The organism is Acetobacter oryzifermentans (genome assembly GCF_001628715.1).
Taxonomy (GTDB): Bacteria; Pseudomonadota; Alphaproteobacteria; order Acetobacterales; family Acetobacteraceae; genus Acetobacter; species Acetobacter oryzifermentans.
The window spans coordinates 54,792-79,808 of record NZ_CP011122.1 but is presented as its reverse complement, the minus strand read 5'-3'; the positions used below and the strand labels follow the sequence as shown (position 1 = coordinate 79,808).

26 protein-coding genes and 1 pseudogene are annotated in these 25,017 nt (G+C 49.5%); 13 read left to right on the top strand and 14 right to left on the bottom strand.

The features are described 5' to 3' along the window. The first annotated feature begins 210 nt into the window (after positions 1–210). Positions 211–576 carry a hypothetical protein gene (locus WG31_RS16140; RefSeq protein WP_245191582.1) on the top strand — a complete coding sequence of 122 codons (366 nt, stop codon included), beginning with the start codon at positions 211–213 and terminating at the stop codon, positions 574–576. A 12-nt stretch (positions 577–588) separates the two neighbouring features. Here the strand turns inward: WG31_RS16140 and WG31_RS15645 are convergent, their stop codons facing one another. From WG31_RS15645 to WG31_RS14425, 4 genes are all read right to left on the bottom strand, one after another. Next, a complete protein-coding gene (locus WG31_RS15645) occupies positions 589–1,059 on the bottom strand; it encodes a hypothetical protein (protein WP_231862526.1) in 471 nt (156 codons plus the stop codon). Positions 1,060–1,791: 732 nt separating this feature from the next. Continuing rightward, a complete protein-coding gene (locus WG31_RS14430; protein ID WP_244176999.1) occupies positions 1,792–3,852 on the bottom strand; it encodes a restriction endonuclease PLD domain-containing protein in 2,061 nt (686 codons plus the stop codon). 349 nt (positions 3,853–4,201) lie between these two features. Continuing rightward, positions 4,202–4,339 carry a hypothetical protein gene (locus tag WG31_RS15640; protein ID WP_157884548.1) on the bottom strand — a complete coding sequence of 46 codons (138 nt, stop codon included), beginning with the start codon at positions 4,337–4,339 and terminating at the stop codon, positions 4,202–4,204. 124 nt (positions 4,340–4,463) lie between these two features. Continuing rightward, positions 4,464–5,096, bottom strand: coding sequence for a recombinase family protein (locus tag WG31_RS14425; protein ID WP_003627302.1), 633 nt, complete (start codon positions 5,094–5,096; stop codon positions 4,464–4,466). Positions 5,097–5,623: 527 nt separating this feature from the next. Here WG31_RS14425 and WG31_RS14420 point away from each other — a divergent pair. From WG31_RS14420 to WG31_RS14395, 7 genes are all read left to right on the top strand, one after another. Beyond that, on the top strand, positions 5,624–7,156 hold the full coding sequence (locus tag WG31_RS14420; RefSeq protein ID WP_456303829.1) for a Hint domain-containing protein: 1,533 nt from the start codon (positions 5,624–5,626) through the stop codon (positions 7,154–7,156). 138 nt (positions 7,157–7,294) lie between these two features. Further along, the gene (locus tag WG31_RS14415; RefSeq protein ID WP_003626889.1) at positions 7,295–7,603 is read left to right on the top strand and encodes a hypothetical protein; all 309 of its coding nucleotides are present in this window, start codon (positions 7,295–7,297) and stop codon (positions 7,601–7,603) included. Further along, positions 7,600–10,359, top strand: a complete 2,760-nt coding sequence (mobF, locus tag WG31_RS14410) for a MobF family relaxase (protein WP_231862527.1) — start codon at positions 7,600–7,602, stop codon at positions 10,357–10,359. The genes WG31_RS14415 and mobF overlap by 4 nt, the downstream gene beginning before the upstream one ends. A gap of 3 nt (positions 10,360–10,362) precedes the next feature. Next, a complete protein-coding gene (locus WG31_RS16135; RefSeq protein ID WP_003626894.1) occupies positions 10,363–10,806 on the top strand; it encodes a hypothetical protein in 444 nt (147 codons plus the stop codon). 66 nt (positions 10,807–10,872) lie between these two features. Beyond that, the gene (locus WG31_RS14405) at positions 10,873–11,145 is read left to right on the top strand and encodes a hypothetical protein (protein WP_035362755.1); all 273 of its coding nucleotides are present in this window, start codon (positions 10,873–10,875) and stop codon (positions 11,143–11,145) included. A gap of 59 nt (positions 11,146–11,204) precedes the next feature. Further along, positions 11,205–11,495 carry a hypothetical protein gene (locus WG31_RS14400; protein WP_003626895.1) on the top strand — a complete coding sequence of 97 codons (291 nt, stop codon included), beginning with the start codon at positions 11,205–11,207 and terminating at the stop codon, positions 11,493–11,495. Positions 11,496–11,591: 96 nt separating this feature from the next. Further along, entirely contained in the window at positions 11,592–12,173 is a 582-nt protein-coding gene (locus tag WG31_RS14395) for a LysE family translocator (protein ID WP_063355059.1), read from the top strand. 322 nt (positions 12,174–12,495) lie between these two features. Here the strand turns inward: WG31_RS14395 and WG31_RS14390 are convergent, their stop codons facing one another. The 7 genes and pseudogenes from WG31_RS14390 to WG31_RS14365 form a co-directional block, all read right to left on the bottom strand. After that, a complete protein-coding gene (locus tag WG31_RS14390) occupies positions 12,496–13,527 on the bottom strand; it encodes an IS110 family RNA-guided transposase (RefSeq protein WP_010511145.1) in 1,032 nt (343 codons plus the stop codon). A gap of 296 nt (positions 13,528–13,823) precedes the next feature. Then, positions 13,824–15,131, bottom strand: a complete 1,308-nt coding sequence (locus WG31_RS14385) for a DUF1173 family protein (RefSeq protein ID WP_063355058.1) — start codon at positions 15,129–15,131, stop codon at positions 13,824–13,826. Next, on the bottom strand, positions 15,128–15,385 hold the full coding sequence (locus WG31_RS14380; RefSeq protein WP_003626903.1) for a hypothetical protein: 258 nt from the start codon (positions 15,383–15,385) through the stop codon (positions 15,128–15,130). Before WG31_RS14380 ends, WG31_RS14385 begins: the two co-directional genes overlap by 4 nt. Positions 15,386–15,387: 2 nt before the next feature. Then, complete coding sequence (locus WG31_RS14375; RefSeq protein WP_035362758.1) at positions 15,388–15,885, bottom strand: MucR family transcriptional regulator; 498 nt, start codon at positions 15,883–15,885, stop codon at positions 15,388–15,390. 31 nt (positions 15,886–15,916) lie between these two features. Further along, positions 15,917–16,035: pseudogene (locus WG31_RS15290) on the bottom strand (conjugal transfer protein TraD); the annotation flags it as partial. Between the two features lie 363 nt (positions 16,036–16,398). Further along, on the bottom strand, positions 16,399–16,788 hold the full coding sequence (bamE, locus tag WG31_RS14370) for an outer membrane protein assembly factor BamE domain-containing protein (protein ID WP_003626906.1): 390 nt from the start codon (positions 16,786–16,788) through the stop codon (positions 16,399–16,401). Positions 16,789–17,630: 842 nt separating this feature from the next. Beyond that, positions 17,631–19,298: a Hint domain-containing protein gene (locus tag WG31_RS14365; RefSeq protein WP_061342400.1), complete on the bottom strand. Its 1,668-nt coding sequence runs from the start codon at positions 19,296–19,298 to the stop codon at positions 17,631–17,633. A 212-nt stretch (positions 19,299–19,510) separates the two neighbouring features. Here WG31_RS14365 and WG31_RS14360 point away from each other — a divergent pair, with 212 nt between their 5' ends. Further along, the gene (locus tag WG31_RS14360; RefSeq protein WP_020936764.1) at positions 19,511–20,107 is read left to right on the top strand and encodes a recombinase family protein; all 597 of its coding nucleotides are present in this window, start codon (positions 19,511–19,513) and stop codon (positions 20,105–20,107) included. 29 nt (positions 20,108–20,136) lie between these two features. On the opposite strand, the gene WG31_RS15285 is transcribed toward WG31_RS14360, so the two are convergent. From WG31_RS15285 to WG31_RS14350, 3 genes are all read right to left on the bottom strand, one after another. Then, positions 20,137–20,352, bottom strand: coding sequence for a WGR domain-containing protein (locus tag WG31_RS15285; RefSeq protein WP_231862537.1), 216 nt, complete (start codon positions 20,350–20,352; stop codon positions 20,137–20,139). Positions 20,353–20,448: 96 nt separating this feature from the next. After that, on the bottom strand, positions 20,449–20,727 hold the full coding sequence (locus WG31_RS14355) for an HU family DNA-binding protein (protein WP_020936766.1): 279 nt from the start codon (positions 20,725–20,727) through the stop codon (positions 20,449–20,451). A gap of 95 nt (positions 20,728–20,822) precedes the next feature. Beyond that, positions 20,823–21,575, bottom strand: coding sequence for a BRO-N domain-containing protein (locus tag WG31_RS14350; RefSeq protein ID WP_003626751.1), 753 nt, complete (start codon positions 21,573–21,575; stop codon positions 20,823–20,825). 392 nt (positions 21,576–21,967) lie between these two features. On the opposite strand from WG31_RS14350, the gene WG31_RS14345 reads away from it, so the two are divergent. From WG31_RS14345 to WG31_RS14330, 4 genes are all read left to right on the top strand, one after another. After that, on the top strand, positions 21,968–22,684 hold the full coding sequence (locus WG31_RS14345; RefSeq protein WP_231862529.1) for a hypothetical protein: 717 nt from the start codon (positions 21,968–21,970) through the stop codon (positions 22,682–22,684). A gap of 117 nt (positions 22,685–22,801) precedes the next feature. Then, entirely contained in the window at positions 22,802–23,650 is an 849-nt protein-coding gene (locus tag WG31_RS14340; RefSeq protein ID WP_035362718.1) for a hypothetical protein, read from the top strand. A 2-nt stretch (positions 23,651–23,652) separates the two neighbouring features. Beyond that, entirely contained in the window at positions 23,653–24,117 is a 465-nt protein-coding gene (locus WG31_RS14335) for a hypothetical protein (RefSeq protein WP_020936768.1), read from the top strand. A gap of 96 nt (positions 24,118–24,213) precedes the next feature. Further along, positions 24,214–25,017 carry a hypothetical protein gene (locus WG31_RS14330; RefSeq protein ID WP_003626746.1) on the top strand — a complete coding sequence of 268 codons (804 nt, stop codon included), beginning with the start codon at positions 24,214–24,216 and terminating at the stop codon, positions 25,015–25,017.

Below are 25,017 nucleotides of genomic sequence, written 5' to 3'. Positions count from 1 at the left end.
TTGGAGCCAGATCCTTCGTACCGGAAGCACCTTGGAGCCCTTCAGAATGGCTCCCTTTTTTCCTGAACTGTCTGAATGAAGAGATCGCGGCCGTTGAGGACCGCACACGGACTCTGGAACAAAGCTGGCGTCAGGCCAGATCAAAATCGGGTGGCCAACGTCGCACCTCGCGCGCTGACAAGGTGATAGATCTGCTCACAGCCCTATTCAGTGGTCTCGGCAACACGCCTCTCAGCCGAGCTCGGCCTGTCGCTGAAAGCTGCCTACATCTATCTGGAACGTTTTCTAGAAGAAGGGCTGATTGTTGAAGTCACGCATCGCGCGGCGCGACGTCTGTTCGCACTAAAAGATATGGAACCTCTCCGCGAGATCGTTCGTCCTCCCAAAAGATCCCAACCAGGCAGAAAACGTGGGCGACCGAGAAAAAAAGAAAGTCAGGAAACCTGTCCTCCAGATGAGAACGTGGACATCCGGCCGGTAGAGCCGGCGCCCACGTTTGCTCCCATTAATTATGAGGAACTGGAGCGTGCGATAGATCACGCAGAACGTCTCATCAGCCGCCATCGGCCTGATTAGGTTCAGCAAGAACTAGCCAAACTGCGGGCCACGTGATTTTGGGCTATTTGGCTGAGGGGGTGTTTCTTCCGGCGCAGAAAGCTTCTGACTGGCACGATTGAACCACGATGCTGGGGATTGTGTCTGTTGGGAATTCATACCCTGCACTGCTCGTTGATCGTCCTGCAAGTCAAGACTACGCACGGCAGCCCGCCCGATCGCATAAATGGCGTCACGCGCAGAACCGTCGCGTCCTGGGAGCACGGTCAACTTTTCAATGCCCGCCTTTTGCGCTTGATCGATATGACGCAGAACGGCACCAACCTGCGTGTCGCTTTCCAAAGCTTTCAGTTCTCCCCGTAAGCCCCTGAGTTCTTTCAACGTGGCACTATCTGCCTGGCCTGCGTTCAGTGTTCTGGTGGCCGCATCAATCCCGGATTGCAGTTCCTGGCGTGCTGGATCACGGAGCGACAGAGCTTCACGACGAGCCTGGTCAGGCATCATTGTTCGGCCAGACTTAAATAACGTCGCGATGGCATGCATCATAAGACGCTCGTCATTGACTGCCGCTTTGCCGCTGGCTCTATCTGAGTTGCTCCGGGTCTTGCTGTCACCACAAAACTTGGGGCAATTCAATCTAGCCATCAGCTCCGACCAACAAAGCAATCTGACGTCTGATTGCGAGTAACTGGTCAGGACGCACCTTGCTTCCGGTTACACGGAGACGATGCTTGGATGTAGTTGTCAATAAGACGCTGACTGCCCAACATAGCTTTGAACAGCCATTATCAGCACTCGGATCAATCCGAACCGCCAGATCTGGAATAACGAGATTCTCGTCGTCGGTCAGAGGAATAAGCATGATGTTCGACCATTCAGGTGGGAACTATTTATCTTCGACAACAACAGCAGATCGGAGTTTGTTCGGCTTCTGTTTGGCAAGGCATCACCACGTGAGAAACAATCGTTCTATGGGACTTATCTATGTCGCCCGGTTTTCTCTATTCTGACCGGAATATGCTTTACTACGTCTGCACGACAACGGTTTCCAGCAGGAACGCTGGAAGACAAGGGTAACCGCCTTGATTGCGATTTCAAAAAACTTAAGGCCAAAAGCCAGACATACCAGTTCAGATCGGCAGTCATGGGGAAATCCTCAGTTACTTTGTCACTGTGCCGCAAGGACATGGACAATCCAATTTGTCACGAAACAAACACCAGCTTCTGATGCGTTAATTACTTACGCTTCCTCCAAACTTTCATAAGCCTCTCAACCAGTGAACTATGATGAATTGGAGAAAATCCCAGCTCATTTTCCATTGCTTGAATATCCAGCTTGACGGTATCTGCAATGCGCCCTTTGGAAACAAATTCTGGTACAGATTTTTCAAATGCCATGGCTTGGCGAATATCTCCACCAAAGCACACTTGCATAAAGCGCTTGTCTCGCGACAGAGCGATGTTTTCAGGATGACTTCTAATCATTTCGACAAGCACACGTTGGAACTGAACAGCCCGCATAGCTTGATAGGTTCGATAAGAAAGAGGACAAACCCAGTCTGGCTTTACAGGAAGGTGTTGTTCTATCAACGACAACAAGAGATGAGACGACACCGTAAAAACATCTGGAATCTGCTTGCCATCACTCTGATCCATATCGATCCGCATATCTCGAACGCGAGGGAACATAAGAGTCAGATAACGCCGGTATAAAGCTGTCCCGATTTCTTTTTGTAAACGACGGGGACTTTCCGTCTGAAGCGCTCGACTATCCGGGAGAGAGGCATCAATGTGACACGTCACCATCCGTTTGGTCAGATCAGCTGAAATGCTTGTCACGTCCTTGTTGGTCGTCAGGACGATAGGTGCGTAGCATTCGGCCATATCCCGATCAGTACGCACCATGTCAGGCACATATTTACTCATTCGATCTGGCGTCACGTCATCAATCAACAGAGGAATTGCCCCTAATTGCTGACGTAAGCCCAAAACACGTTGTGCCGTAAACATTGATGACTGAATACTTTTGACAACCCCGAACATGGATTGTGCAATAATCTGCGTAAACAGGGTTTTCCCACCACTGGAGCGGCCATATAAAACCGCGTACGGGGGATAAAGCCACGGATCGATATGATGACTAACGGCTCCTTGTCTTAAAAAGGGTGCAAAAGGTGCCATGTAAAGCCAGACTAGAAATGCCCAGTAGGAAGCGATGGCACTTTGGCTATTTCCATAAAATGCCGAAAAACTGCTGATATAATTCACAAGCAGATGTACATCTCGGGCAACGTCATGTTCTGAAATGGTATCTTTTTCAGAAAGCCATAACTGATCATTGAGAAAAATCTCTCCTGTCCGAACAGAGAGGGAGGCTCGTGGAATTTCATCTTTCGGAGAGTCCACAGCAGGCAGATTATTGCGTGTCTGCAGAAAAGTTGAAACGATTGTGGGAGTGACCAACGTTACCCCCTTGCGGCTCATCGGCAGAGAAATTGTTTCAAGTTCCTGCCGTAAGCGTTGAGCCTTTCGTAACGTATCAATGGTTATTCCCTCTGAAATCGACATACCACCCTGTTCGACATGAACCAGCCCGGCCCGTATCGCACGCACGATGGGAACATCCTCGTAAGGAAGGGATGTTGTAGAGATATCAGGCTGTTTATTCTTGCCGTCAGAAGACACGCTGATCAGAATATCCCTTTCGATTGCAACACTTTTTTTGTAGTCACGTTGGTAATATTCATCAAAAGCATCCCACGCTGCTAAATCATCAAAAGTGATGATGACTTCATGTTGATGCCCATGGAAAGCCGCTATACTGAGATTAGCGGATCCTGTGATAACGCGTTGACCGTTGGAACCTGATAGCAAATAAAGTTTTTCATGACTTGGACGGCCAGTCAGAAGCCTGAAACGCAAGGTACCATTTTGCAAACGCGGAAGAAAGAGACTGCTGCGTAACCCAAGAAGTTGACGTAAGCTTTCTACAAGAGATTTTTGATCTGTGAGACAGTCCTTAAACCCGTAGTCTTCAAAAAGCTGACTGGCTTGAGCCAAAGCAATATGGGTTTTGGTTAGAATATGCTCAGAGCCAAAAACAATTTCGATATCTTTAAACTGTTCTGTCAGATCGAGCAAAAATTCCAGAGAACTTGAAAAGGTAATCGCACGTAAAGCAGAATACCCCTTGAAAACCTCGGACCAGTTCTGCTGCCGATAAGTTTTTAACTGTGCTTGAAACACAGTAAGTGGTCCAGAATGCGAAGAAGAAATGTTTGAGAAAAGATCCGACATTTTTCCATTATTCCAAATCATTGATAACTTAAGTAAAAAACTCAATAATAATGATTTTATTTTGCCAAAATTTCGAAATTTTATTGTTATTTAATTTTTAAAATTATTATATAATACAAAATAATATCTTATTACCGCGTTGAATATTACTGGTAATATTCGTGGGATCGTTGAATCCCAGTGTAAAGAAAGAGCCCCCTAATGTTATGAGAATTTTTCCTCTCATACGGCTAGAACGTCAAAATCTATCCACGTGTCCAGATCCAGCTCGAAATGCCCATTAAGAATTGACGTGGTTATAAATCAGCAACGTGAGTCTGCGATAATCTTCTGGCATCATCCGGTGGGCTCATTGCTGTTTAACCAGAACGGTTTGGAGCAGACGTTCAGAAAAAATTGTCGTGTGATCCAACGAGAAATAGCCATAGGCTGCAAAGTTCAGGTTCCAGGGCATCACCATATCGGCTGCCGAAGATGCAGATTGCATTGTGCTACTTCCTGACTGAAAAAGCACGATCTGCATGAGATGCATCAATCAAAAATCCGCATTGTCGGTACGTTCCTCAACATGGCCAAAATCACAGCTTTGGGTTCACCAAGCGCTATCTACCTCATGATGTACTGTAAGATTTGCGAGCTTTCTCGATTTTCCGACCATAATGGTGATGGCTGTCTCTGCCACGAGCTAGGCGAGAGACAGTGCTTTCACTGATTCCAAATGCAGCAGCGATCGATTTCAGGGACTCCCCCTCTTTTCGTCTTTCAATGATTTTATGCTTTTGTAAGTCTGTAATCTGAGATGGTCTTCCCATGCGTTTGCCTTGCTTAATGGCACGTGCACGTCCTTCTGAGGTGCGTGTACGGATAAGATCGCGCTCCACATCGGCCAAGCCACCAAGGACTGCAAGCATAAGCCGACCTGTACTTGTGTTGGTGTCAGTCCAGGGTTCAGCTAAAGAGTAAAACTGAGCCTTACGATCAGTAATTGTCTTTACGATAGAGAAGAGATCAAATGTACTGCGTGCCAGTCGATCCAGACGGGTAACGACTACGGTTTGACCAGGCTTAAGGTTGGCAAGCAATTTACATAATTCAGGACGCGTAGCATCTGCACCACTTGCTTTTTCACGATAGATACGACGGCATCCGAATTCCTTCAGTGTTTTCAGTTGAAGTTCAAGAGTCTGCCCTACTGTGCTGACACGGGCATATCCAACTTTACGACGTGTTATTTCTGGTTGCATTCAGGTTTAAACGACTGAAAACGTTCAAAAGTTCCTTGCAAAAACCCTGATTTGCGCAAATGCCATAACGGGCCTTTTGCGCCAGTGAACTTACGGTTTATGTTTATATAGGAAAAACAAAAAAGGCAACATCAAAATAAATAATGTCAGAAAAATCCTGTCTTGCAGGTTGTGCGCAAATCGGAGTTTAGAGAATGTCAAATGTAACGTGGATCGGTGCTGCGAGTGGAGACTGGAACGACCCCAAAAATTGGAGTTCAAAAACTGTTCCTGGACAAAATGATACTGTTATTGTTAATAAAGGCAGTGTCTTAAATATTAATTCTAGCATTTCGGCACAAAAAATCGAAAATGATGGCGGGACTATTACATTTTCTAGCGGTGCCTCAGCTAATAATATTACGTTAAACGTAAACTCAGGTACGACAACCGTTGCAAGTTCTAAGATTCAATTTAGCCAAGCTAACGTAACAAGCGCTTCTGGAACACTTGTAATTAGTGGCCTTACAAATTATTCTGTTAATAACCTGAATGTAAGTGGCGGCACGTTTGAATTAGATCATAGTAGCCTTTCTGGTTTTAACGGAAGCAACGTGAAAAGCGGTGGTCAAATCGTTTTGAACAACGGTTCGAGTATGACAGTGAGCAACCTACAGTCTAAGGTTACTGTTAATGGTGGGTCTACCATTTCCCTAGATGGTAACTATAATTCTGGTTCCAGCGTTGTATCCGGCACTGGCACAGGTAATACAATCCTGATTTCTTCCTCTGCGGCTCAAACCAACCTTCCTATCTCGGGTATTTCGAAAGGAGATATGATCGGTGTCAATGGTTCAACGGTAGATACGGCCACCTATACCAATTCGAATGGGTCTGGTAGTGTCGTTCTGAATGCTGGTGGCAAGAAATATACATATAATAGTGTTTCATACGATACTTCTAAAGACACTGGTGTTCCTGAAGGAACGACAGTAGCCACAGGCACACAGGATGGTAATGCCATTATCTGCTTCCTTGCTGGTAGCATGATCCGTACCCCTGAAGGTGATGTTGCTGTCGAAGATATTCAGATCGGCGATCAAGTTATTGCCTTTGACTGGAAAAACAATGAGGACGTTACCCGCTCTGTTGTCTGGGTCGGTAAGGCCCGTGCTAATGTTCGCCCAGAGCTTCGTGACGACGAAGCCGGTTGGCCAGTGCGTATCCTCAAAGACGCCATTGCCGATGGTGTGCCTTATAAGGATATGCTGATTACCGCTGAACATTGCCTGTTCTTCAAAGATCGGTTTGTGCCAGTGCGGATGCTGGTCAATGGCGTGTCTATCTTCTACGATAAATCCATCACCTCCTACGACTACTATCATGTCGAAACTGAACAGCATTCTGTGATCACCGCCGATGGCATGCTGACCGAAAGCTATCTTGACACCGGTAATCGCTCTTCTTTCCGTCAGGAAGGCAAGGTTGCTACTCTGCGAGGTGCAGTCAAAAGCTGGGAAAACGACGCTGGTGCAACGTTGGGGGTAGATCGTTCTTTTGTGGAACCGCTGTTCCGAGCACTGGAATGGCGCGAAAACAGTGTGATTGGTTGTCAGACATCCGGCCAGGCTACGACATTGACCAACGAGCCAGATCTGCATTTGGTAACAGATACAGGAAGTATTGTGCGTCCGATGCGTAAGACAGCGCATCAGTATAGCTTCATGCTGCCGCCTGATACGCAGTCTGTGCGTATTGTTTCACGCGCCAGCCGTCCATCTGATGTGATTGGTCCGTTTGTGGATGATCGCCGTTATATGGGTGTCGCTGTTGCAGATGTGCGTTTGCAGTGCGCAAAACAGCATTTCGATATCACCTCTCACCTTCAGGCCGAAAAACTGGAAGGTTGGTATGAGACCGATTGGACAGATTGTGCATGGACAAATGGTAACGCCGAACTGCCTTTAGGGGATCATCTGTCACACGGGAAAATGGGCATCCTGTCCATGACTGTTCGGGCTGCTGGCTCTTATCTGCTGTCAGATCAAGCCGTGTCTGATGTGCAGAAGCTTTCAGCTTAACGATCTTTTGTGAAATGAGACGTGAGAGGGCTTTCTCTTCATTGAGAAAGTCCTCTTTCTTTTTCCGCTCGCCCCTTTTTCGTCGCATCATCATTCCTGATCCTGAAGCATCATTTAGGGCTCGCAGGATAGAATGTGATGACAAAATTACCAGAACCAACAACGGCAGAATGGCGTGCTCACGTTGATGAGCAGTTTGATGCGATCCATGAATCACTGCGTGCTCTGCATCAACGCCAGACACTCATACTCGAACTGCTGACCCCAGAAGAACGGGAAGGCCCATCTCTGGATGATCTGCTGGCCCGTATTGTCACCCTCATAGCCGACCAAAGACCGGTTCTTCGCCGCATTGACCATACCACTGGCGCATCGCTGGATCTTCTTGAAGGACGTACACCACGTTCTTACCCGGATACAACGGGAGAAGAAGGCGCAGAGGAATGATGACCTTCCGGAAAATCTCTGCGGCCTGCAGAGGACAGATCATCTCTAATTATTACCTACAGGATATTCCTGATCCGGAGAGTGACTGCCGTCTGGATCCGACAAAGACGCCTGACAGCGACGGTGCACGTTTGACAAATTATTATACCGGTCGTGATGGTCGTGCGTCCTGGCGTCCGGATATGCCGTGGCGGGCTGCTGAGGCATTAGGCATCGACCGTTTCAAGCCTCCCACCCGAGAGCAGCTTTCCCGTCTCTATGAAGCCAAACGGGCTGACAATGGCGAGGAATGGTCAGCACACCAGCGCAAAATCAGCGCCTATGATCTGACATTGGCCCCTCACAAGTCTGTGACTCTTGCGGCAGAGTTTGCCGAAACTGACGCAGAACGCGCCGCTATCTGGCATGCTATGCAGGTCGCTAACGACGAGACTATGCGGTATGTGGCCCGTAAACTGGGACTGGCTAGACGGGGCCGGGGCGGGAAGGACGGTGCTGAAGAAGGGCATGTTGCATGGGTAACATACCGCCACACGACAGCACGGCCAACAGTCGAGGCGTTAGACCCCGAGAGCAATCAGACCTACCTGATTGATACGCCGGCTGGTGGTGATCCTCATGCCCATTTTCACAACACGATGTTCAACATGGTTGTCACAGATGATGGTCATGTCGGGTCTTTGGATACAAAACAGCTTCGATCGCGAGTTCACGAGTTTGGCGCTTACTTCCAAGCCATCCTCGCTCAGGAATTGCGTAAAATTGGCATTGCCCAGACGTATGACGCCAATGAACAGGCAACCGTCATCTCTGCCGTGCCACAGGAGATTTCAGATTTTTTCAGCAAAGGTCGCCGCAATGTCCTGAAAGCTGCTCAGTCCTACGCCTCGGAACAAGGTCTGGAGTGGGAGGGATTGTCAATCGAACGAAAGCAGAAAATGCTTTCAATGGCGGGATTGGCCGCCCGATTGGGTAAGGATCTGGACGCTGACGACCACGATATTTGGAAGCGTCAGGCTAAGGAGTTGGGTTGGGTAGATCAAAGCCTTATGGGGCCGGAGATTGATACCGGCCTGGATCGCCAACAGCGGCTTGATCAAGCGTGGCGTTTCGTTGCTAGGCATCTTGGTCAGGAGTTTGAAACAGCCGCTGTCATCGATCACCAGAAACTGCGGACTTATGCTGCACGAGGTCTCATTGCGACGGGTATTGAGGGCGGAATATCTGACATAGATGCCGTGGTCGAGTTGACAGAAAAACGGGGCATTGAGGTGCGCGGTCAGAAGGTGCAACTCATTATTGAGATGAAAGGAGAGCGTGAGAGGGTCACACATACTGAGCAAATCAGACTGGAAGAGGATCTTGCCATTCATATTGCTCGTGCTGCATCTGATCGGAGCAGGGCTCTCGGAAAAGAAGCCATTGAGGATGCGATTGCCCGCTCAGGTCTGGATTTTACATCGGAGCATGGGCAGGCTCAGCGTAAAGCCGTTCATACCTTGGGGCAGAGCGGCAGGATAGCGATGCTTACGGGGGTGGCTGGTGCCGGCAAGACCACACTTCTCAAGCCTCTTGTGGACGCATGGCGCAATGATACCGAGGCCAACCCATCAGGACGGCGCATCATTGGTGTGGCCAATGCGTGGCGCCAGGCCGATGCCATGAAAGATGCCGGTATTGATGAAACCTATGCGCTTTCTCCATTTTTGGCCCGTATTGATCGGGGCGACCTCACGTTGGATGAGCATACCGTCATAGCTCTTGACGAAGTCGGGCAAGTGGCGCCGCGTCAGATGCTACGACTGCTTGAGCTGCAGCGTGATACGGGACTGACCCTGCGTATGATGGGTGACAGAGAACAGGCTCAGGCTATCGAGGCGGGTGATGCCCTTGAAATAATCAAGAGAGTGCTGGAGCCGAGTGATCAGGCTGAGCTTCTGTCAACAGTACGCCAGAAAACGAAGCGTAATCGTGACATCGCGGCTCTTTTTCGTGGAGAAGAACCAAGCGATGATCAGCTTAAGGCACTTGAGACGAAGGGCAAAGCAGTTGCAGCAGAGACAGACGCGAATCGTGATGATGACGTGAGGAACCGTTTTCATACTGAGGAGGTTAGGCAGGCTATCGAGATGAAGCGCCAGGACGGCAGCATCAGTCTGGTGACAGGAGACCATCAGAATGTTCTGGAGGCCATCGCACAACATTATGTGTCCCGCAAAGATGCCCTGAAGGCTGAAGGCCCGAAGCCGGACGGATCATTCAAGACGATCACCATGTCAGCGCTAACGAACAAGGATGCTGCGGATCTCAGTCTGGCGGTACGTCAGGTGTTACAAAAACGCGGAGATATTGGCGCAGACCAGAAGATTATCAAAGCCATTGATCAGCGTGGCGAAGAGTATGACATGGCTCTTGCTGTTGGAGACAAGGTGCGCCTGTATCGTCGGGTCTGGGGTCTTGTTGGAGATAAGCACACCTGGGTAGGGAATAACGGAGATATCTGTGAGGTTCTCAGTGCATCTGACAAGGGGCTGAAATTGAGGCTTGCGGATGGGAAGGAAGCACAAGTGGAATGGCGCCGGCTATCAGATCCACGCTCAAATCGTGTTCTGTTGGGATTTGGTCATGCCATGACAATTGATGCCGCCCAAGGTCTGACCTCTGATGAACATATTAATGCCATGCCGCGCGGTGTGGATCTGGCGACGGGGTTTACAACCTATGTTGCCGAAAGTCGTGCACGGGGTACAACCTAGACGATGATTTCAGATGGGGCAACTTTTGAGGCGGTTCGCAATGGTCGTGCTCTGGGAGATCAAGAACCAATCACGAGTGACCAGTTGTGGGACTATGTTGCTAAAAAGATGGCGCATAAGCCTTACAAGGCTCTGGGTATGGATTTGCCTTATCGGAAGAAAAAGGATCGGGATAAAAGAGTCCGTGAACTTGTTGATATCGGCCGCAAAATAGAGAAGGCTCGTATTGAGGGCCGGGATATTGGACGTGAGAACCAGATGGCTCTTAGAGGCCGTCAGATTAACGCCGCACATTCCGACTTGATAAGTCGGCTTGATAATGAATTGAAAAAAATACTCGAACAAGCTCCTGAAGTGATGAGCCGTCAGGAAAAAGATATACGCCAACGATATGCAAAGATCGTGACAATGACGCCTTCTGGCCAGTCATCTCCCTCTGTGTCCTGAAACTTGCAACAGGCTTTGCTAATGTCATAATGCCGATATTCAAGACTTAGCATAAAGGAAGCCCTCATGCTCTTTCTGGTATTGGTCGGTTTTATGGTGCTCGTGGGCCTGGTTGTCGGCCTGGTGGGCAGAATTGCTCGTATTGAGGATCCGGTATCGTCAGTAGCGACATCACCCGTGCGATCTGCCGTTAGGGCTATGGCATTCCCAAGACGCGATATGTCTCCCGAGGAGTTAGATCATCAAGCTGATCTTGCAAATATTGCTGCAGATGCCAGAGCACGTGAGTCCATTTTAAACGCGATTCAGGTGGCCGGTTCGTCAAGTTATAAGACATAGCATCTCTTATTAAGGTTCATAAAACTCTCAACCAATTTTGGTTCATGAAAGGTTTGAGTATGTTTAAAAAAAATATTCCCGTTGCCTTGGCTCTAGCATCCTTGTTTTGTGCCACGATACCTAACGCAATGGCTGATCAGCCAACAACAGAAGCACCAAAAGTTTCAACGAAAAATGATCCGGTCTCAACACCGATGTCCGACCTCTTGAAAGAGGGTCATGTGGAGGCTGCTATGATGGATGCAACTGGAGGCATTTATATCATTGAGACGCCTAAAGGCCGTTACCGCTGTGAAGTTGAAAATCTGGCCGGTAAGCCCGCCACGTCTCAATGCTATTCGATCAGCTGATCGAGGTGGATAGATAAGTTAATATAGACCTTAGAGTCCAAATTCAATCAGAAGAGGAAGGTGGCGGTGCCACGCCTCCTGTGATAACGGCGGATCATGATCAATCTTCCTCTTCTGCTTGAGTTCGTGGCCGCAGCATCGGTCCTGACTATTACACCCGGCGTAGATACGGCGATGGTCCTGCGCAGCGCGACCGTCGATGGTCGGCGTTCGGCGGTGCTGGCGGCGTTCGGCATCCAGTGTGGCTGCTTAGTCTGGGGGCTGTCGGTGGCGTTCGGGTTGGGTGCGTTGCTGCGGGCCTCCGAACTCGCTTATACTATCCTTAAGGTTGCCGGGGCGATGTACCTCCTTTGGCTAGGCGTCAGGCTGATCATTAGCCCACGCGAGGCGTTGGAGGGGACCGAGGAAACAAATCGTAGCGGCGGCACGTTCTGGCGCGGTTTCCTTACCAACATACTTAATCCCAAGGTCGGTGTCTTTTACGTGACCTTTTTACCGCAGTTCGTGCCGGTGGCGGCGGGTGTGGCGCGTTACACTATGTTCCTGGTGAGCATCCACGTCGTGTTGGGTATGCTGTGGTTCGCGCTGCTGATCGCGGCCACCATGCCACTGGGTCGGTTCCTGCGGCGTCCTGGCGCAGTTTGTGTTCTCGACCGTCTTATGTGGACGGCCGTTTAAGCGCAATACCTCACATTGTTCTCCCGATGTCATTTCTAAAACGTATTATTCTACCGGCTGGATGATGAATACCGATTTAACGTGAAGACCCGGTCAGATGCGCTCTTATGTCCGGCCTGTTTATGCGACTTTATGCGCTGGCCATCATGGGTGTGCGCTCACGTGTCAGGCACCAATCTGGTATCACGTGCTCAGGGGCACAGACGGTCGAACGGTATGGCCTGAACTGTTGCTGAATGACTGTCTTCCCATCACGTCGGTTCGTACATACTGCCGGATCTACCGGAGCAAGCTCCGGTGTCCATCGTTCTGCTGGTGCAGGTCAGCCTGCTGAAACACTGACACCAGCCGGACGATAGATCTCTTTACGTGACAACAACGCCCAGATGATACGAGCCATTTTATTGGCAAGTGCAACTGTTGCCAGACGCCTTGGACGACGCGCCATGAGTTCGCATAGCCACTGACCCGCAGCGCTATCCCACTTATGGGCACGATGAAGCATGGCCGTCGCACCAAGAACCAGCAACGTTCTTATCTGCCGATTGCCCGTTTTGGTAATCCTTCCCAGACGGGTTTTACCGCCGGTAGAATGCTGACGAGGCACAAGCCCCAGCCAGGCGGCAAAATGGCGCGCAGAGGCGAAAGAGCCAATATCCGCGACCGAGGCGACAATCAGAGAAGCCGTTATGGGACCGACCCCAGGGATGGTCATCAACCGACGCGCATCGTCATCGCTTTTTGCACGCGCCCGGATCTGCACTTCCAAAGCATCAATGCTCTGAGCGACCTTTTCATAATGCTCAAATAACAACATGGCACTCTGCTTCATGGCAGCAGGCAGGTCGGCTGATGTCTCTATTTTTGCCATCAGTTCTGGCAGATGGCGTGTGCCCAGAGGGGCTATCAGCCCGAACTCGGAAGCAAGAGCCCGTAACGCATTACTCAGCATGGTCTGCTGTTTGACCAGAAGAGCGCGGGCAGAATGCAGTGACAAGACACCTTGCTGCTCTTCGCTCTTGATCGGAACACACATCGTATCAGGATGAGTCGCCGCCATGCAGATCGCAGCCGCATCAACAGCGTCATTTTTCTTGCCTTTTTTGACAAATGATTTGACCCGATCAGGAGGAACCAGTCTGACATCATGACCAATCCTGCTGATCACCCGTGCCCAGTAATGAGCTGACCCGCAGGCTTCCAGAACAACTTCACATGGGTCAAGTTTTGCAAAAAATGCTGAAACTTCACTGCGACCAAGCTTGCGCTTGAAAACGCACTTTCCAATTGCGTCAGCCCCATGAGCCTGAAAAACGGATTTGGCAATATCAAGGCCAATTATGCTAGCTTTCATACGGGCGGTCTCCTCCTGATGGTCAGTGAACCTCCATCATGGCACATTGATGCCGCAGGGAGGCCGTCCACCCCATCTGACCGGTGGGATCTTCGTTGCTTTCGGCCTCAAGCTGGCGCTGTCGTCGCGCTGAAACAATAGTTGCTGGTAAATTGGCGCGGCACAAGCCGTATTCGTCCACCAGCTTAGTGTTTCGACCAGGGGCGTACCACGTCGGTCAGTTGCCAGCTCATTCGACGCAGCCGGGTGGCCGCAAGACTTGATCATCGGCTTCTGGCTCTGAATGTGTCTGAGCCCTAAGAATGATTGACTAAGGGGAGTGAGACCTTTGGAAAAGGCGGAATGGGTGCGTTATGGGCAGCGTCCCATGACCACCATCCGTCAACTCCAAAAACACGCGCGTAGTATTTTTCTTTCTCTGCTTTGCGTGCGAGATATTTTTCATCCGTCAGCCCAAATACTTCCATTGGGCAGCCTTCTTTTTTGCCCATATCAGTCAAGATAAAGTCAGGCCGGACAAGCTTTCGTGCTGCATCAAAGCGGAGAGGCTTTATAAAGGTCCTATCCTTTTGAACTAATAACTCTACAATTTTTGCTTCATAGCGGCTTTCGACTGGAATAAGTTGCTCAGTCGTTGTCATGAGAGCAGCATCTTCGATTTGAACGGTACTAAAATTACTATATTTTCCTTTTTTTATTGGATCTATGGTGACAAGGAATAATCCAAAAACTGCAAGCCCTTCCTCACTCCGAGAAAACTCTGCCAGTTCTCTTGAATACGATTTTTCCAATCGCTCCCATTTGGCCTGTGAAATCGACATGAACATTCGGTATCCATCTCGTATTCCAGACAGTTCGATATTGTATCCTTTTCCATAAGGATGGACCTGAACGCTACTTAAACGCCCAATCACATACAGTCTTAATTTCTCTGAATGGTTTTTGATTGTTCGTTGGGTGAAATACTGAATACCCCGATCGCCGGAGACGACTGGGCAGAGCACCTGATCCAGTGTGATGCCACGGTGGACCTTGATGTTGCGAGATGTTGCGTAAGCCCGCCTGAGCGCTTTTGGATCAGTACGGTGTCCAGCAAACTGTGGCCGCCAGTAGTGCAAACCGGCACGCTCCCATACGAGATGCAGCAAACCAAGAGTGGTCATGCGTCTCTGGGTTTTTCCGCCTGACCGTGTCCCAGCAGACGAAAGAGCGGCAGTTTCCGAACTCGTAGGGCTGTTTCGGTTTAATGAGGTAATTAGTTTGACAGTAACTTCGTCGTGCTCTGTGTCTTCCTTGATGACGCCATCCACATAGGCGGCCTGTCCACTTTTTTCGGGGTTAGGTTTGTAAAATGGGCAGGTTGGTCTGTGGTATGGTCTTGTATTTGGCATGCAAGCAAAATAATAACTCTCACCTAGCTCCCTGATCTGAAGCTCCAGATAACGTCCTTGGTGGACACAGAGGCAATGTGCTTTTTCCCCCGGGCCCGCTTTGCCATTGTCAGCATGCTTTTCCTTGAGCAGGAGTTGAAATCGCTCCGGATCGGATAGTTTCCAGTCCAATGACAGTTCTTCTCCTCCAGGGAGAACGACAATATCCTTCATGCAACGAGCCTTTTCGAAAGCTTATGTATCTGACGTGCCAATTCCTTGTGATCCATTGGTGAGGAAATATCATCCTCGTAGCGCTTTTGCGCGTCAATCACACGATCGCGTACCCCAAGCAGCAGCAGCGCCTGCTTACGGCCAATGCCAGGTCTGGGATCAATTGCGCGTTCAATCGCATCCAGTGTTCCAAGAAGAACGCTACGCCCATACGAAGTAGATTCCGACAGGTCCGATCTGTCCTGAATGCTCATGCCTATTTTGGTCTGCGTCCGCGTTTTTTCTCGGGTATGTGCGTGACGGGCACCTGATCTTCAGCGGGTTCGGCAACGTCCTGTATGGTCCTAATGGCCCGCCCTAGTCCGGTTTCCTGTGCCAGAGCGGAGCGCTGTGCCGAGTAGGATGGAGCGACCATTGGGTAGCTGTCCGGCAAGCCCCATTTTTCCCGATACTGTTTTGGTGTTATGCTATAAACGGATCGAAGATGACGCTTGAGTATCTTGAGTTTTTTCCCGTCTTCCAAGCAGATAATGTAATCTGGAAAGACAGATTCTTTTATGGGCACAGCCGGCACGAGATTTTGTGTTATAAGTGTTCCCTGTCCCAAGCTGTTGAGTGCCTGAAAAACCGTGGAGATGAGGTCAGGTAGCGCGTTATCTGGCAGAGTGTTGTTGCTGATATAAGCAGAGACAATCTGTACTGTCAGATTGCGTATCATGTCGGGTCTGGATGATGGTGTTACTGTATCAGTCATGGTCATTTCCACCTGTTATCCTATTATGATCTCAGCCTGCATCGAAAGCATGGAGCCCTGCGCGTCTCCATCGTGTTTTCAGGTCAGTCGGAGCAGTATCATTTTTCCCTGAAGTTGCCCCGCAATGCTCAGAAATTCCCCGAGCAGAGTAGTGTAGACTTATGCCAGTTACGTTGAAGTCAATAAGGACAGGATTACTGTCTGCCAGAAAACAGCGTCAACTTTGAAGGAAGAATAGAAAAATTATTAGATTTCCATTCAGGCCGAAAAGCAGGACAGAGGAAAAGTCTCCTCGTTCTATGCCAGAGGGACTAACAGGAGAAGATGAAGGGTAGCGAAAGCAATTCTTGGATATTCCAAAAATCCGATAAGTCAGCGCAATGCTGCTCCCGTGAGTAGCACACCGTGTACGGCCAGCCCCGTACCGGGAACTGGCCGTTTCCATTTTTCCAGTGGATATCCACCTGCATGCTTAGAGCTGCATACAGGGTCACTAAAGAAAAAATGGGATACTTAGAACAGGCCGCTTTTAGCCTTCACCGCAGAACTATTCATGGAGTGGTGCCAGACTTTATCGCCTTCAAAGATAATGGTCAGATGCTTTTCGGTGCCATGTTGGCCCTGGCGCAAGTCACCATAAACCGGGATGAAGTTAGCGGCATCTGCTTGTGTGTTTGAAAAGGTGTATGTCCATTTTTCATGGCCGCTATCGGTGAAGTCAGTTGCTACTGGGTCGCCGTACATCTGGCGAACTTCTTCTCTGGTGGTTACACCGTCATGGATCTTCTGATCAACTGAGGTAGCGGTTTCGTTTTTGATGGAAACATTGCCACTAGAGCCACAAGCAGAAAGTGCCATCATAACACTTAAGCTAAAAACAGAAGCTATTTTTTTTATATGCATTTAGCATTTCCCATATTCAGAATTAAATTTCCAACCAGATTTTAATACTGATATCTTTCTCTTTTGCCTATCTACATTGTGATGGAAATAGCTAAATTTCTTATTTATCAGGAGAATTAAGGTTGGGGTTTAGTGTTAGATTATCACCAGGTAATAAAGTGGGGAGATTACCGAATGACAACTTTTTTGTTTTTCAAATTCAATTCATGTCGGAAAACAATGCGAGATTCTTTTTGAAGTAAGCCTATGAAACCCCAGCTGGTACAGCCATCTGCATGATATTCGTTCTGGCCGTCATCATGACAGGCATGTTGCCCGCCTGATCATCAAGGGCGACCTTGATCCTCTCGAAGCGGTCTTTCCGTATACCGGAATCCAACGACCCCACGAATATTACTGGTAAACTTCAGCGCGGGAATGAAGGATCATTCTCGTGTTTATGTTCTGTCAGACCTGACGTGTGGACCGGTTTTGCTGCACTTTAGCTTATGAAATGACTCCTGTTGTTTCAAAAAATAAAGACCTACCCAGCAGGTATAGGCTTTCCAAAAATCAGAGACTGTCAAATCCCCGCAATACAAGCCGGTCAAGCCAAGCCCTGTGTGATCGCCCTCAAGCCAGAAGCACAGTAGAAAGCTTTTTTCTCATGACAGCATGGTATGAGTTATTCGTTCTTAATGCATGCAAAAAACCGATTTCTCGATTATCCGGTAGAGAAGCAGGATAGATAATAGTTTTGTTAGTTTATTGTTTCCCTCGGAATGGGAAAATCTCCTTAATCAGGATACTGAGAGAAAACTCTCCCCTCCCATCAGATGATGAGGGGAAGAGTTTCTAAAGTTTTAAGCAGATTTTGCCGTTTTTGTCATTGTCTGATTGTCTACAACATATGGGCCAGCAGCACGAACAGTCATGGACAGGATGCCCATTTTCCCGTGTGACAGATGATCCCCTAAAGGCAGTTCGGCATTGCCATTCGTCCATGCGCAATCTGTCCAGTCAGTCTCATACCAACCTTCCGGTTTTTCAGCCTGAAGGTGAGAGGTGATATCGAAATGCTGTTTTGCGCACTGCAAACGCACATCTGCAACAGCGACACCCATATAACGGCGATCATCCACAAACGGACCAATCACATCAGATGGACGGCTGGCGCGTGAAACAATACGCACAGACTGCGTATCAGGCGGCAGCATGAAGCTATACTGATGCGCTGTCTTACGCATCGGACGCACAATACTTCCTGTATCTGTTACCAAATGCAGATCTGGCTCGTTGGTCAATGTCGTAGCCTGGCCGGATGTCTGACAACCAATCACACTGTTTTCGCGCCATTCCAGTGCTCGGAACAGCGGTTCCACAAAAGAACGATCTACCCCCAACGTTGCACCAGCGTCGTTTTCCCAGCTTTTGACTGCACCTCGCAGAGTAGCAACCTTGCCTTCCTGACGGAAAGAAGAGCGATTACCGGTGTCAAGATAGCTTTCGGTCAGCATGCCATCGGCGGTGATCACAGAATGCTGTTCAGTTTCGACATGATAGTAGTCGTAGGAGGTGATGGATTTATCGTAGAAGATAGACACGCCATTGACCAGCATCCGCACTGGCACAAACCGATCTTTGAAGAACAGGCAATGTTCAGCGGTAATCAGCATATCCTTATAAGGCACACCATCGGCAATGGCGTCTTTGAGGATACGCACTGGCCAACCGGCTTCGTCATCATGAAGTTCAGGACGCACCACAGCTCGCGCCTTGCCCACCCAGACTACGGGACGGACGACATTCTTGTTGCTCTTCCAGTCGAATGCAACGATTTTGTCACCGATCTGGATATCTTCTACAGCCACATCACCGTCCTGTGTACGGATCATGCTGCCTGAAAGAAAACAAGTGACCGTTAAAGTGTTTCCCTCAAAGTGATAGTCTGAAGCCGTATAACCGGGGGCCAATGTCACATTGGCTTTGACTGTTCCAGCCTGATCAAGAATTTGCGTTCCGTCAGAGCTTAAATGCAAAGATGACGTATTCCCATCAGCAAAAACAACTTTATCTTGCGGAGAAAGATTGCTTATTGTATTTATCTGAGCATTATTTGTTATTGTTAATGTATTGTAGAGACTTGAATCAGATGGCGAGGCACCAAATGCAATTGAAGCATTTAATGTGCCAACTGTTAACCCGCCACCATCAGAGATCGTAATTGTATTACCTGATGCTGTACCATTAACTGCAAAATTTGGATTCGTAATGGTCAGGCTGCCATTATTTACCAGATTTCCACTATCTTTCAGGTATCCATTACCAGAAAGCGTCACGTTCCCGGTAATCGTTAAAGAATTAACCCCAAAAGACGAGTTAGCGGTATCACCTTCTTTCCAGCTACCATAATCTACTGGGTTAACCGCAAGTGTTATTCCAGACTTTCCCCCTGCAAGATTTACGTCTTTCCAATCAGAACTGCTTGTCCAATCACCACTGGTGTTAATCGTATATGTATTATCTGCCATTCCCCAAACTCCTGATTTGCGCATAACCTGCAAGACAGGATTTTTCTGACATTATTTATTTTCATATTGCCTTCTTTGTTTTACCTATATAAACATCAAATATATATTCACTGGTGCAAAAGGCCCGTTATGGCATTTGCGCAAATCAGGAATTGCGCACAAAAAGATCCCGAGATAAGCATCCGTCTTTATGAATTCAGGATGGCGGCACATTGTCTCGGAAAGTTGGATATGCTCGCGTGAGCACAGTCGGCCAGACGCTCGACGTACAGTTCCAATCTCTTCAAAACTATGGATGCGCCAAAATTTTCCGCGAAAAGGCAAGTGGCGCGGATTCAGAACGCATCCAGCTTCAACGCCTACTTCGTAACCTCTCTGATGGAGAGACTGTCGTCGTGACGCGAATTGATCGGTTAGCACGCAGTACCTTTGATCTTTTCGCAATCATTAAAGAGATTACACAAAGAGGTGCGCAGTTTTTTTCTATTGCAGAGCCTTGGGCTGATACGACAACGAGCACTGGCCGCCTGATGCTGGCGGTTTTAGGCGGTCTGGCTGATGTGGAACGTGACCTGATTAAAACCCGCACTGCGGAAGGGCGCATACGCGCTGCCCGTTTAGGTGTAAAAATGGGGCGGCCTGCCAGGATCACAAAGCTACAGCAACAGGAAATCAAGGACTTGCGTCAAAGTGGCGCAACACTGAAAGAACTTGCGTTGGAATACGAGATCAGCACCAGCACGGTCTCAAGAATTGCAACAGGGACAGATAGTCACAGCAGCCGTAAACACCCTAAAAAGGAAAATTGATACTTAAGTTCTCTCATCTATGCCACTACTCATGATCTTACAGCGTACCCCCGCTTGAGCTTTTGACGTAATAGATGTGCCAGTTGATTAGCCGCAGCTCCTACATCAGGAAAAAGATCAAGCCTTACTTTTCCGGGAGTTCCTATTCTTCCCCATCGTCGAATGAGTGCTGCGCCACCGAATAGATCTGGTTGGATTGAAAGATCGTAATAGCGCCATGTGTTACGCGGCGGATAGACGCGCACCAGAGAAACGGCGTCCGGGAAAAGAGTGAGTTGCAGAAAAGCCCCATCCCGCACTGAGAAATCATTCCGCCGCACTTCAAGGCGATCAGTAAACCCTCATTGACCTGTCAAAGCATCCTTGACAGCTTTTGCTGGTGTATAAGCCAGTTTACGAGATGCGGGGATCACCAGATCCGCACCAGTTTGTGGATTGCGTCCTTTGCGCTCAGCCATCTGACGGACGACAAATTTGCCAAATCCTGAGATAGTCGTTTCGTCACCTTTCGTAGCGGCTTCAGTAATTGCTGCAAATACTGTTTCCAAGGCTGCTTTGGCATCTTTTTTTGAAATATCCGTTACAGCAACAATACGTTCAATCAAGTCCTGGTTATTCATTTAACGTTCCAACATGATCCAGTAGGGAATGGAAGGGTAATAGATTTTACACCACAACCACAAGGGTTTACCTTCCACTCCCTCAATGATGGAACTTATGACCTCACTGGTGATACAGCGGAAACCGGCTCAAAGTAGGGGCCAGTGCCAAGCTTATCATCCAACAGCCGCATAACCGTGGATAGACGGCACATATACTGGCGCATTTGATCCGACCGCTCACTATTTTGTCCAAGAGCAAACCAACTGATTTGCACGAGCTTCACCAGATGAATGAGTTCCAGAATATCCAGATCATAAGACCACGGACGTTTTGCTTCGCTTAACGCTCTTTCGACGGAGAATTTCCCGTTCATCCGGGTCACCAGATGGCGAGTTGATTGATAGATATCACCTTCTTTCAACTCCGCAAGAAGACGCAGATCGGCCGCGCTAATATCGGGCTTGGACGCCCCCCTGTCGGTCTGCGCACCTGCATCAGGCCGGTATTCTCCCGTGCGACGGATCTGCGGCAACACCTCATCTGTCACCCACCGCCGGAACCGCTTGGCTACGGGTTTCGTCGATATAAATGTGAGATGGTACGCGCCACTCTCATTCACCAGATATGTGTCTTGGGGACCACCTTGTGTCTGAACAGGCACTAATTTGCATTCATCATCATCCAAGCGCGTCACGGCATAGCGATGACGGCTAATACCTAACAAATCGCATACTTCTTTGGCCAATACCCATCGCTGCCCACCAATGAGAACTGTTCCCAATTGTTGTGTCTCGAAGGTTAAACCTGCAGGCACAACTGAATGTACATTTTGTCGGCTGTTCTGATTGTGTTCTTTTGCTGTCATCGTCCGTATCTCCTGATAACCGTATGAACAGCTAATCTTCAGTAATCATGATGCGACGAGAAAGATTTTTTCTCTTCACACAAACCATGCACGACCCCAAAGGGAGCCAGAATCCTAGCTCCCTTTCTCCGCTTGCCCAATCCTGGCGGCGCAGCCGCCGCACTGAGGGTGCAATGGTGTATGAAGGCCCTAAATTTGGTGGAACGGATGTGGGACTCATATGGGGCGGAAACGGAACGGAAACCCCACAGATATGGGACGCCATGAGGAACGGAACCCCCACGGAAATGGAACAGAAAGCCCCACAATCGTGGAACGGAAAAGCGGATATCGTTTTCGGTCGCATCTTGGAAGCGCACCCTCAGAGGACACTGAGGCCAAGAGAGAGACCCATGAAGTTCGCAAAACTGAAAGAACGACTCAAAACGCAACCGCGCAAGCGCACGACAGGAAAACTCTATCAGTGGCTGTTTGAAAACCACGCAGAACTGTTGGAAATGCGGCTACCTGGTGAAATGTGGTTGCCTTACATAGAACTCGCCATTGAGGACGGCGTGCCTATCAAGACTGATACCAGGTCGATACAGCGTGTGCGCAAAACATGGCACCTCGTTTGTCGAGCCAAAGCCAAACGGGCTCAAGCCCTTCCCACCTCAGACATGGAAAAGCCAAAGAATAATGAGAATAACGACAGGCCCATCATGCCCAGCCGCTTACCCGCCGACTGGACGCCAGAGTTCGTTGATATTCCACAACCTGCCCCGCCATCTGTTCAGCCAGTGCCTCAAAGCTCCTCTATGACCCTTAAAACCGAGACGGTTCCTGCAGGCGCCCCCATGACGATGGAGCAAAAAATAGACAAAGCTCGTTTTACGCTGGGCCAGGCCAAGTTCGACCTCACGTTGGCCAAGGAACAGATCAGGCGAAATGACAGTCAGGGCGCGCCGATGCTGATCAAGGAAGTAGAGGCAAAACTCCCTGAACTAAGAGAGATCATCAAGCAAAGGCGCGCCATCTATGATCGTCTGCTCGCAGGCGAGGATGTTCCTGAGGCAGAACTGGAATTCAAATCACCTCGCGAGAGAGAGGAAGACCAGTATTCGGACTGAAGAGGCTTTTTCATTTTTTTCTGGAGAAATCCTATCTGGTCGCATGATGACACGGTGAAATCCTTCTGAACGGCACCCTCATGATTGCGCGGTGCCGCACCAGAAAAGGATGATTCAATGACTGCAACCAGAACGGATCCAGCGAAGACCCAACCTGCCAAGCCAGCCCGCACCAAACCCCCTGTGCTCCTGACCGCAGTCGGTCGGCAACGCACGGGCAAGACCGTTTTCCTCAATGCCCTGACTGAGACAGTCATGCGTCAAGGCGGTGATGTAGAAGTCTGGAATACAGACCTCCTGAACGTCTCCCACTCCATCGCGCACTTCCACCCCAATACAAGGAAACCCGCTACGGGCAATCTCAAGGAGCAGAAATCCTGGCTGGAACAGCAGATCGAAGGCATGGTGAAACGCCAGAAAGACGTGATACTGGATATCGGCGGCGGCTGGACTGCCTTCCACGAAATCATCAATAGCACCCCTCTTGTGCCGCAACTGGCCAAGCTGGGGATCAAGGTTGTCGTGGTATATATGCTCGGCACGGAACTGGCCGATGCTGACTACCTGCAGGATCTGCAAGAGAAACGGCGCTTCCTGCCCGGTCACAGCATCATCGTGATGAACCGTGGCTTGCTGCCGCTTGGTTACTCAAACAACAGCCATTTCGACAAAATCCGTCAGACACCGGCCGTCATGAACGCCACGGTAGATGCGTCAGATGACAATGGCGGAATTTACTTCTTGCCGGAACTGGACGGTATGGACGAAATCACGGATCGTCGGATGTCTTACGCAGACTTCATTGATGACAAGAACGTCGAGGGCCATCCCCCCAGCGGTCTTTTTGACCGGATGCGCGCAGAAGTCTGGTTTCACCGCTCTTTCCCCGAGTTTCTTGCACAGATTGACCCTAGCCTCCTTCCCGACATGCCCAAAGGTCTGCCTGTCCCGAAAGACTTTGAGTAGCCATGAGTCAGAAAAACGACAGACAGCCGGACAATCCACCCACTCCCGCGCAGGCGATTGAGGAGCTGAAGCATGCGCTTCAGCACTTCACTGTCAGGCCGGATACTGCGAACGGGCGTTTCTTCTTAGCGATACTGGCCGTGCTGGAAGCACAAAACCGCACCCTTGAAGCTATGCCCAGATGCCTCGATGAGGCCCTCGTCTTGGTTAAGGCAGAACGTCGCTCAATCGAGCTTACATTGCAGGACGGTGTGGATGCAGCGAAGACGCTGAGCCAGATCAACGAACGGATGGTTGAGCAACGTGTTCTGGATGTTGTCAGCAAGGTCTTCCAGTCGTTGAAACCTGAAATCGGGCGGCGGGCAAAACTGATTGCCGACCGGTATCAATGGCGCTCCACTGGGATCATCATCTTCTGGGGGATGGTTCTTGTTCTCATCGGTTTCGTGCTGGGGCGTCTTCCATGAAAGTGTGACCATAATGGACACACTTTCCCTGCCCGCTCTTTTTTTAAACTCGTCGCATCATGATGAGGAAAAATCACCGCATCGCAACCAAAGGAGATGCTCGTGAAAAAGAGACGAACCGCGTGGAAGGTCTGGCCTGTGCTTGCCTCTTCCTTCTTGGTTTATCCTGCATTGGCACAAACCGTCAATGTCCCGGCAGGTCTGCCGCCAACGGTCAATGCAACCTATCAGGAAGTTGGGATGGGCGGCTGGACACCACCGACCTCCACCACAACACGGCAGATTAGTGGAAGTGGGTCCGTAGTCTCTACAACCACAACAAACGGAAGCAGTACGGATGCTCTGCAATCGATGTATTCCCAATCATGGGGATATGCCGCGGCCCAAAATGCCAGTGCCCTTGGGGTAACTCCAGATGCTCTGGCGGCAACGTGCGTTGTAGAGTCAGGATGTCGCAACGTTTATACAGCAAACGGCAATTCATCCATAACAGGTGCATTTCAAATGTCGAACGGCACCTACAATGAAGCTCTGCAAAAGGCGTTGGCCTCTAACCCCAGCCTTGCATCCAGTATCACCAACACGGGAATTTCTGGCCAGCAAGATCCGGCCACACAGGCGGTTGCTGCGGCACAGTATCTCAAGGATGCTGCGACATCGCTTCAAAATGCAGGGATAAGCAACCCGACCGCCCTAGACACGCGAGCCTATTACAATTTCGGCCCACAGCGAGGCGCGCAAATCGCTACTGCGAATGACAGCGCATTGATGTCCAGTTATGTTCCCAGTAACCAGCTTGCTAGCAACGGAATCTCATCAGGAGAAACAGTCGGTCAGTGGAAATCTTCCATCGCCGCAAAGATGGGCTCCGCCGCCAGTTCTCCAATTCTCAGCTCGTAG

Excerpts from the sequence above, each read along its gene's own strand:
- WG31_RS15645 (WP_231862526.1), bottom strand. The coding sequence starts at position 1,059 with ATGATGCCTGACCAGGCTCGTCGTGAAGCTCTGTCGCTCCGTGATCCA.
- WG31_RS14430 (WP_244176999.1), bottom strand. The coding sequence starts at position 3,852 with ATGTCGGATCTTTTCTCAAACATTTCTTCTTCGCATTCTGGACCACTT.
- WG31_RS15640 (WP_157884548.1), bottom strand. The coding sequence starts at position 4,339 with ATGCAATCTGCATCTTCGGCAGCCGATATGGTGATGCCCTGGAACCTG.
- WG31_RS14425 (WP_003627302.1), bottom strand. The coding sequence starts at position 5,096 with ATGCAACCAGAAATAACACGTCGTAAAGTTGGATATGCCCGTGTCAGC.
- WG31_RS14415 (WP_003626889.1), top strand. The coding sequence starts at position 7,295 with ATGACAAAATTACCAGAACCAACAACGGCAGAATGGCGTGCTCACGTT.
- mobF (WP_231862527.1), top strand. The coding sequence starts at position 7,600 with ATGATGACCTTCCGGAAAATCTCTGCGGCCTGCAGAGGACAGATCATC.
- WG31_RS16135 (WP_003626894.1), top strand. The coding sequence starts at position 10,363 with ATGATTTCAGATGGGGCAACTTTTGAGGCGGTTCGCAATGGTCGTGCT.
- WG31_RS14405 (WP_035362755.1), top strand. The coding sequence starts at position 10,873 with ATGCTCTTTCTGGTATTGGTCGGTTTTATGGTGCTCGTGGGCCTGGTT.
- WG31_RS14400 (WP_003626895.1), top strand. The coding sequence starts at position 11,205 with ATGTTTAAAAAAAATATTCCCGTTGCCTTGGCTCTAGCATCCTTGTTT.
- WG31_RS14395 (WP_063355059.1), top strand. The coding sequence starts at position 11,592 with ATGATCAATCTTCCTCTTCTGCTTGAGTTCGTGGCCGCAGCATCGGTC.
- WG31_RS14390 (WP_010511145.1), bottom strand. The coding sequence starts at position 13,527 with ATGAAAGCTAGCATAATTGGCCTTGATATTGCCAAATCCGTTTTTCAG.
- WG31_RS14385 (WP_063355058.1), bottom strand. The coding sequence starts at position 15,131 with ATGAAGGATATTGTCGTTCTCCCTGGAGGAGAAGAACTGTCATTGGAC.
- WG31_RS14380 (WP_003626903.1), bottom strand. The coding sequence starts at position 15,385 with ATGAGCATTCAGGACAGATCGGACCTGTCGGAATCTACTTCGTATGGG.
- WG31_RS14375 (WP_035362758.1), bottom strand. The coding sequence starts at position 15,885 with ATGACTGATACAGTAACACCATCATCCAGACCCGACATGATACGCAAT.
- bamE (WP_003626906.1), bottom strand. The coding sequence starts at position 16,788 with ATGCATATAAAAAAAATAGCTTCTGTTTTTAGCTTAAGTGTTATGATG.
- WG31_RS14365 (WP_061342400.1), bottom strand. The coding sequence starts at position 19,298 with ATGGCAGATAATACATATACGATTAACACCAGTGGTGATTGGACAAGC.
- WG31_RS14355 (WP_020936766.1), bottom strand. The coding sequence starts at position 20,727 with ATGAATAACCAGGACTTGATTGAACGTATTGTTGCTGTAACGGATATT.
- WG31_RS14350 (WP_003626751.1), bottom strand. The coding sequence starts at position 21,575 with ATGACAGCAAAAGAACACAATCAGAACAGCCGACAAAATGTACATTCA.
- WG31_RS14345 (WP_231862529.1), top strand. The coding sequence starts at position 21,968 with ATGAAGTTCGCAAAACTGAAAGAACGACTCAAAACGCAACCGCGCAAG.
- WG31_RS14340 (WP_035362718.1), top strand. The coding sequence starts at position 22,802 with ATGACTGCAACCAGAACGGATCCAGCGAAGACCCAACCTGCCAAGCCA.
- WG31_RS14335 (WP_020936768.1), top strand. The coding sequence starts at position 23,653 with ATGAGTCAGAAAAACGACAGACAGCCGGACAATCCACCCACTCCCGCG.
- WG31_RS14330 (WP_003626746.1), top strand. The coding sequence starts at position 24,214 with ATGCTCGTGAAAAAGAGACGAACCGCGTGGAAGGTCTGGCCTGTGCTT.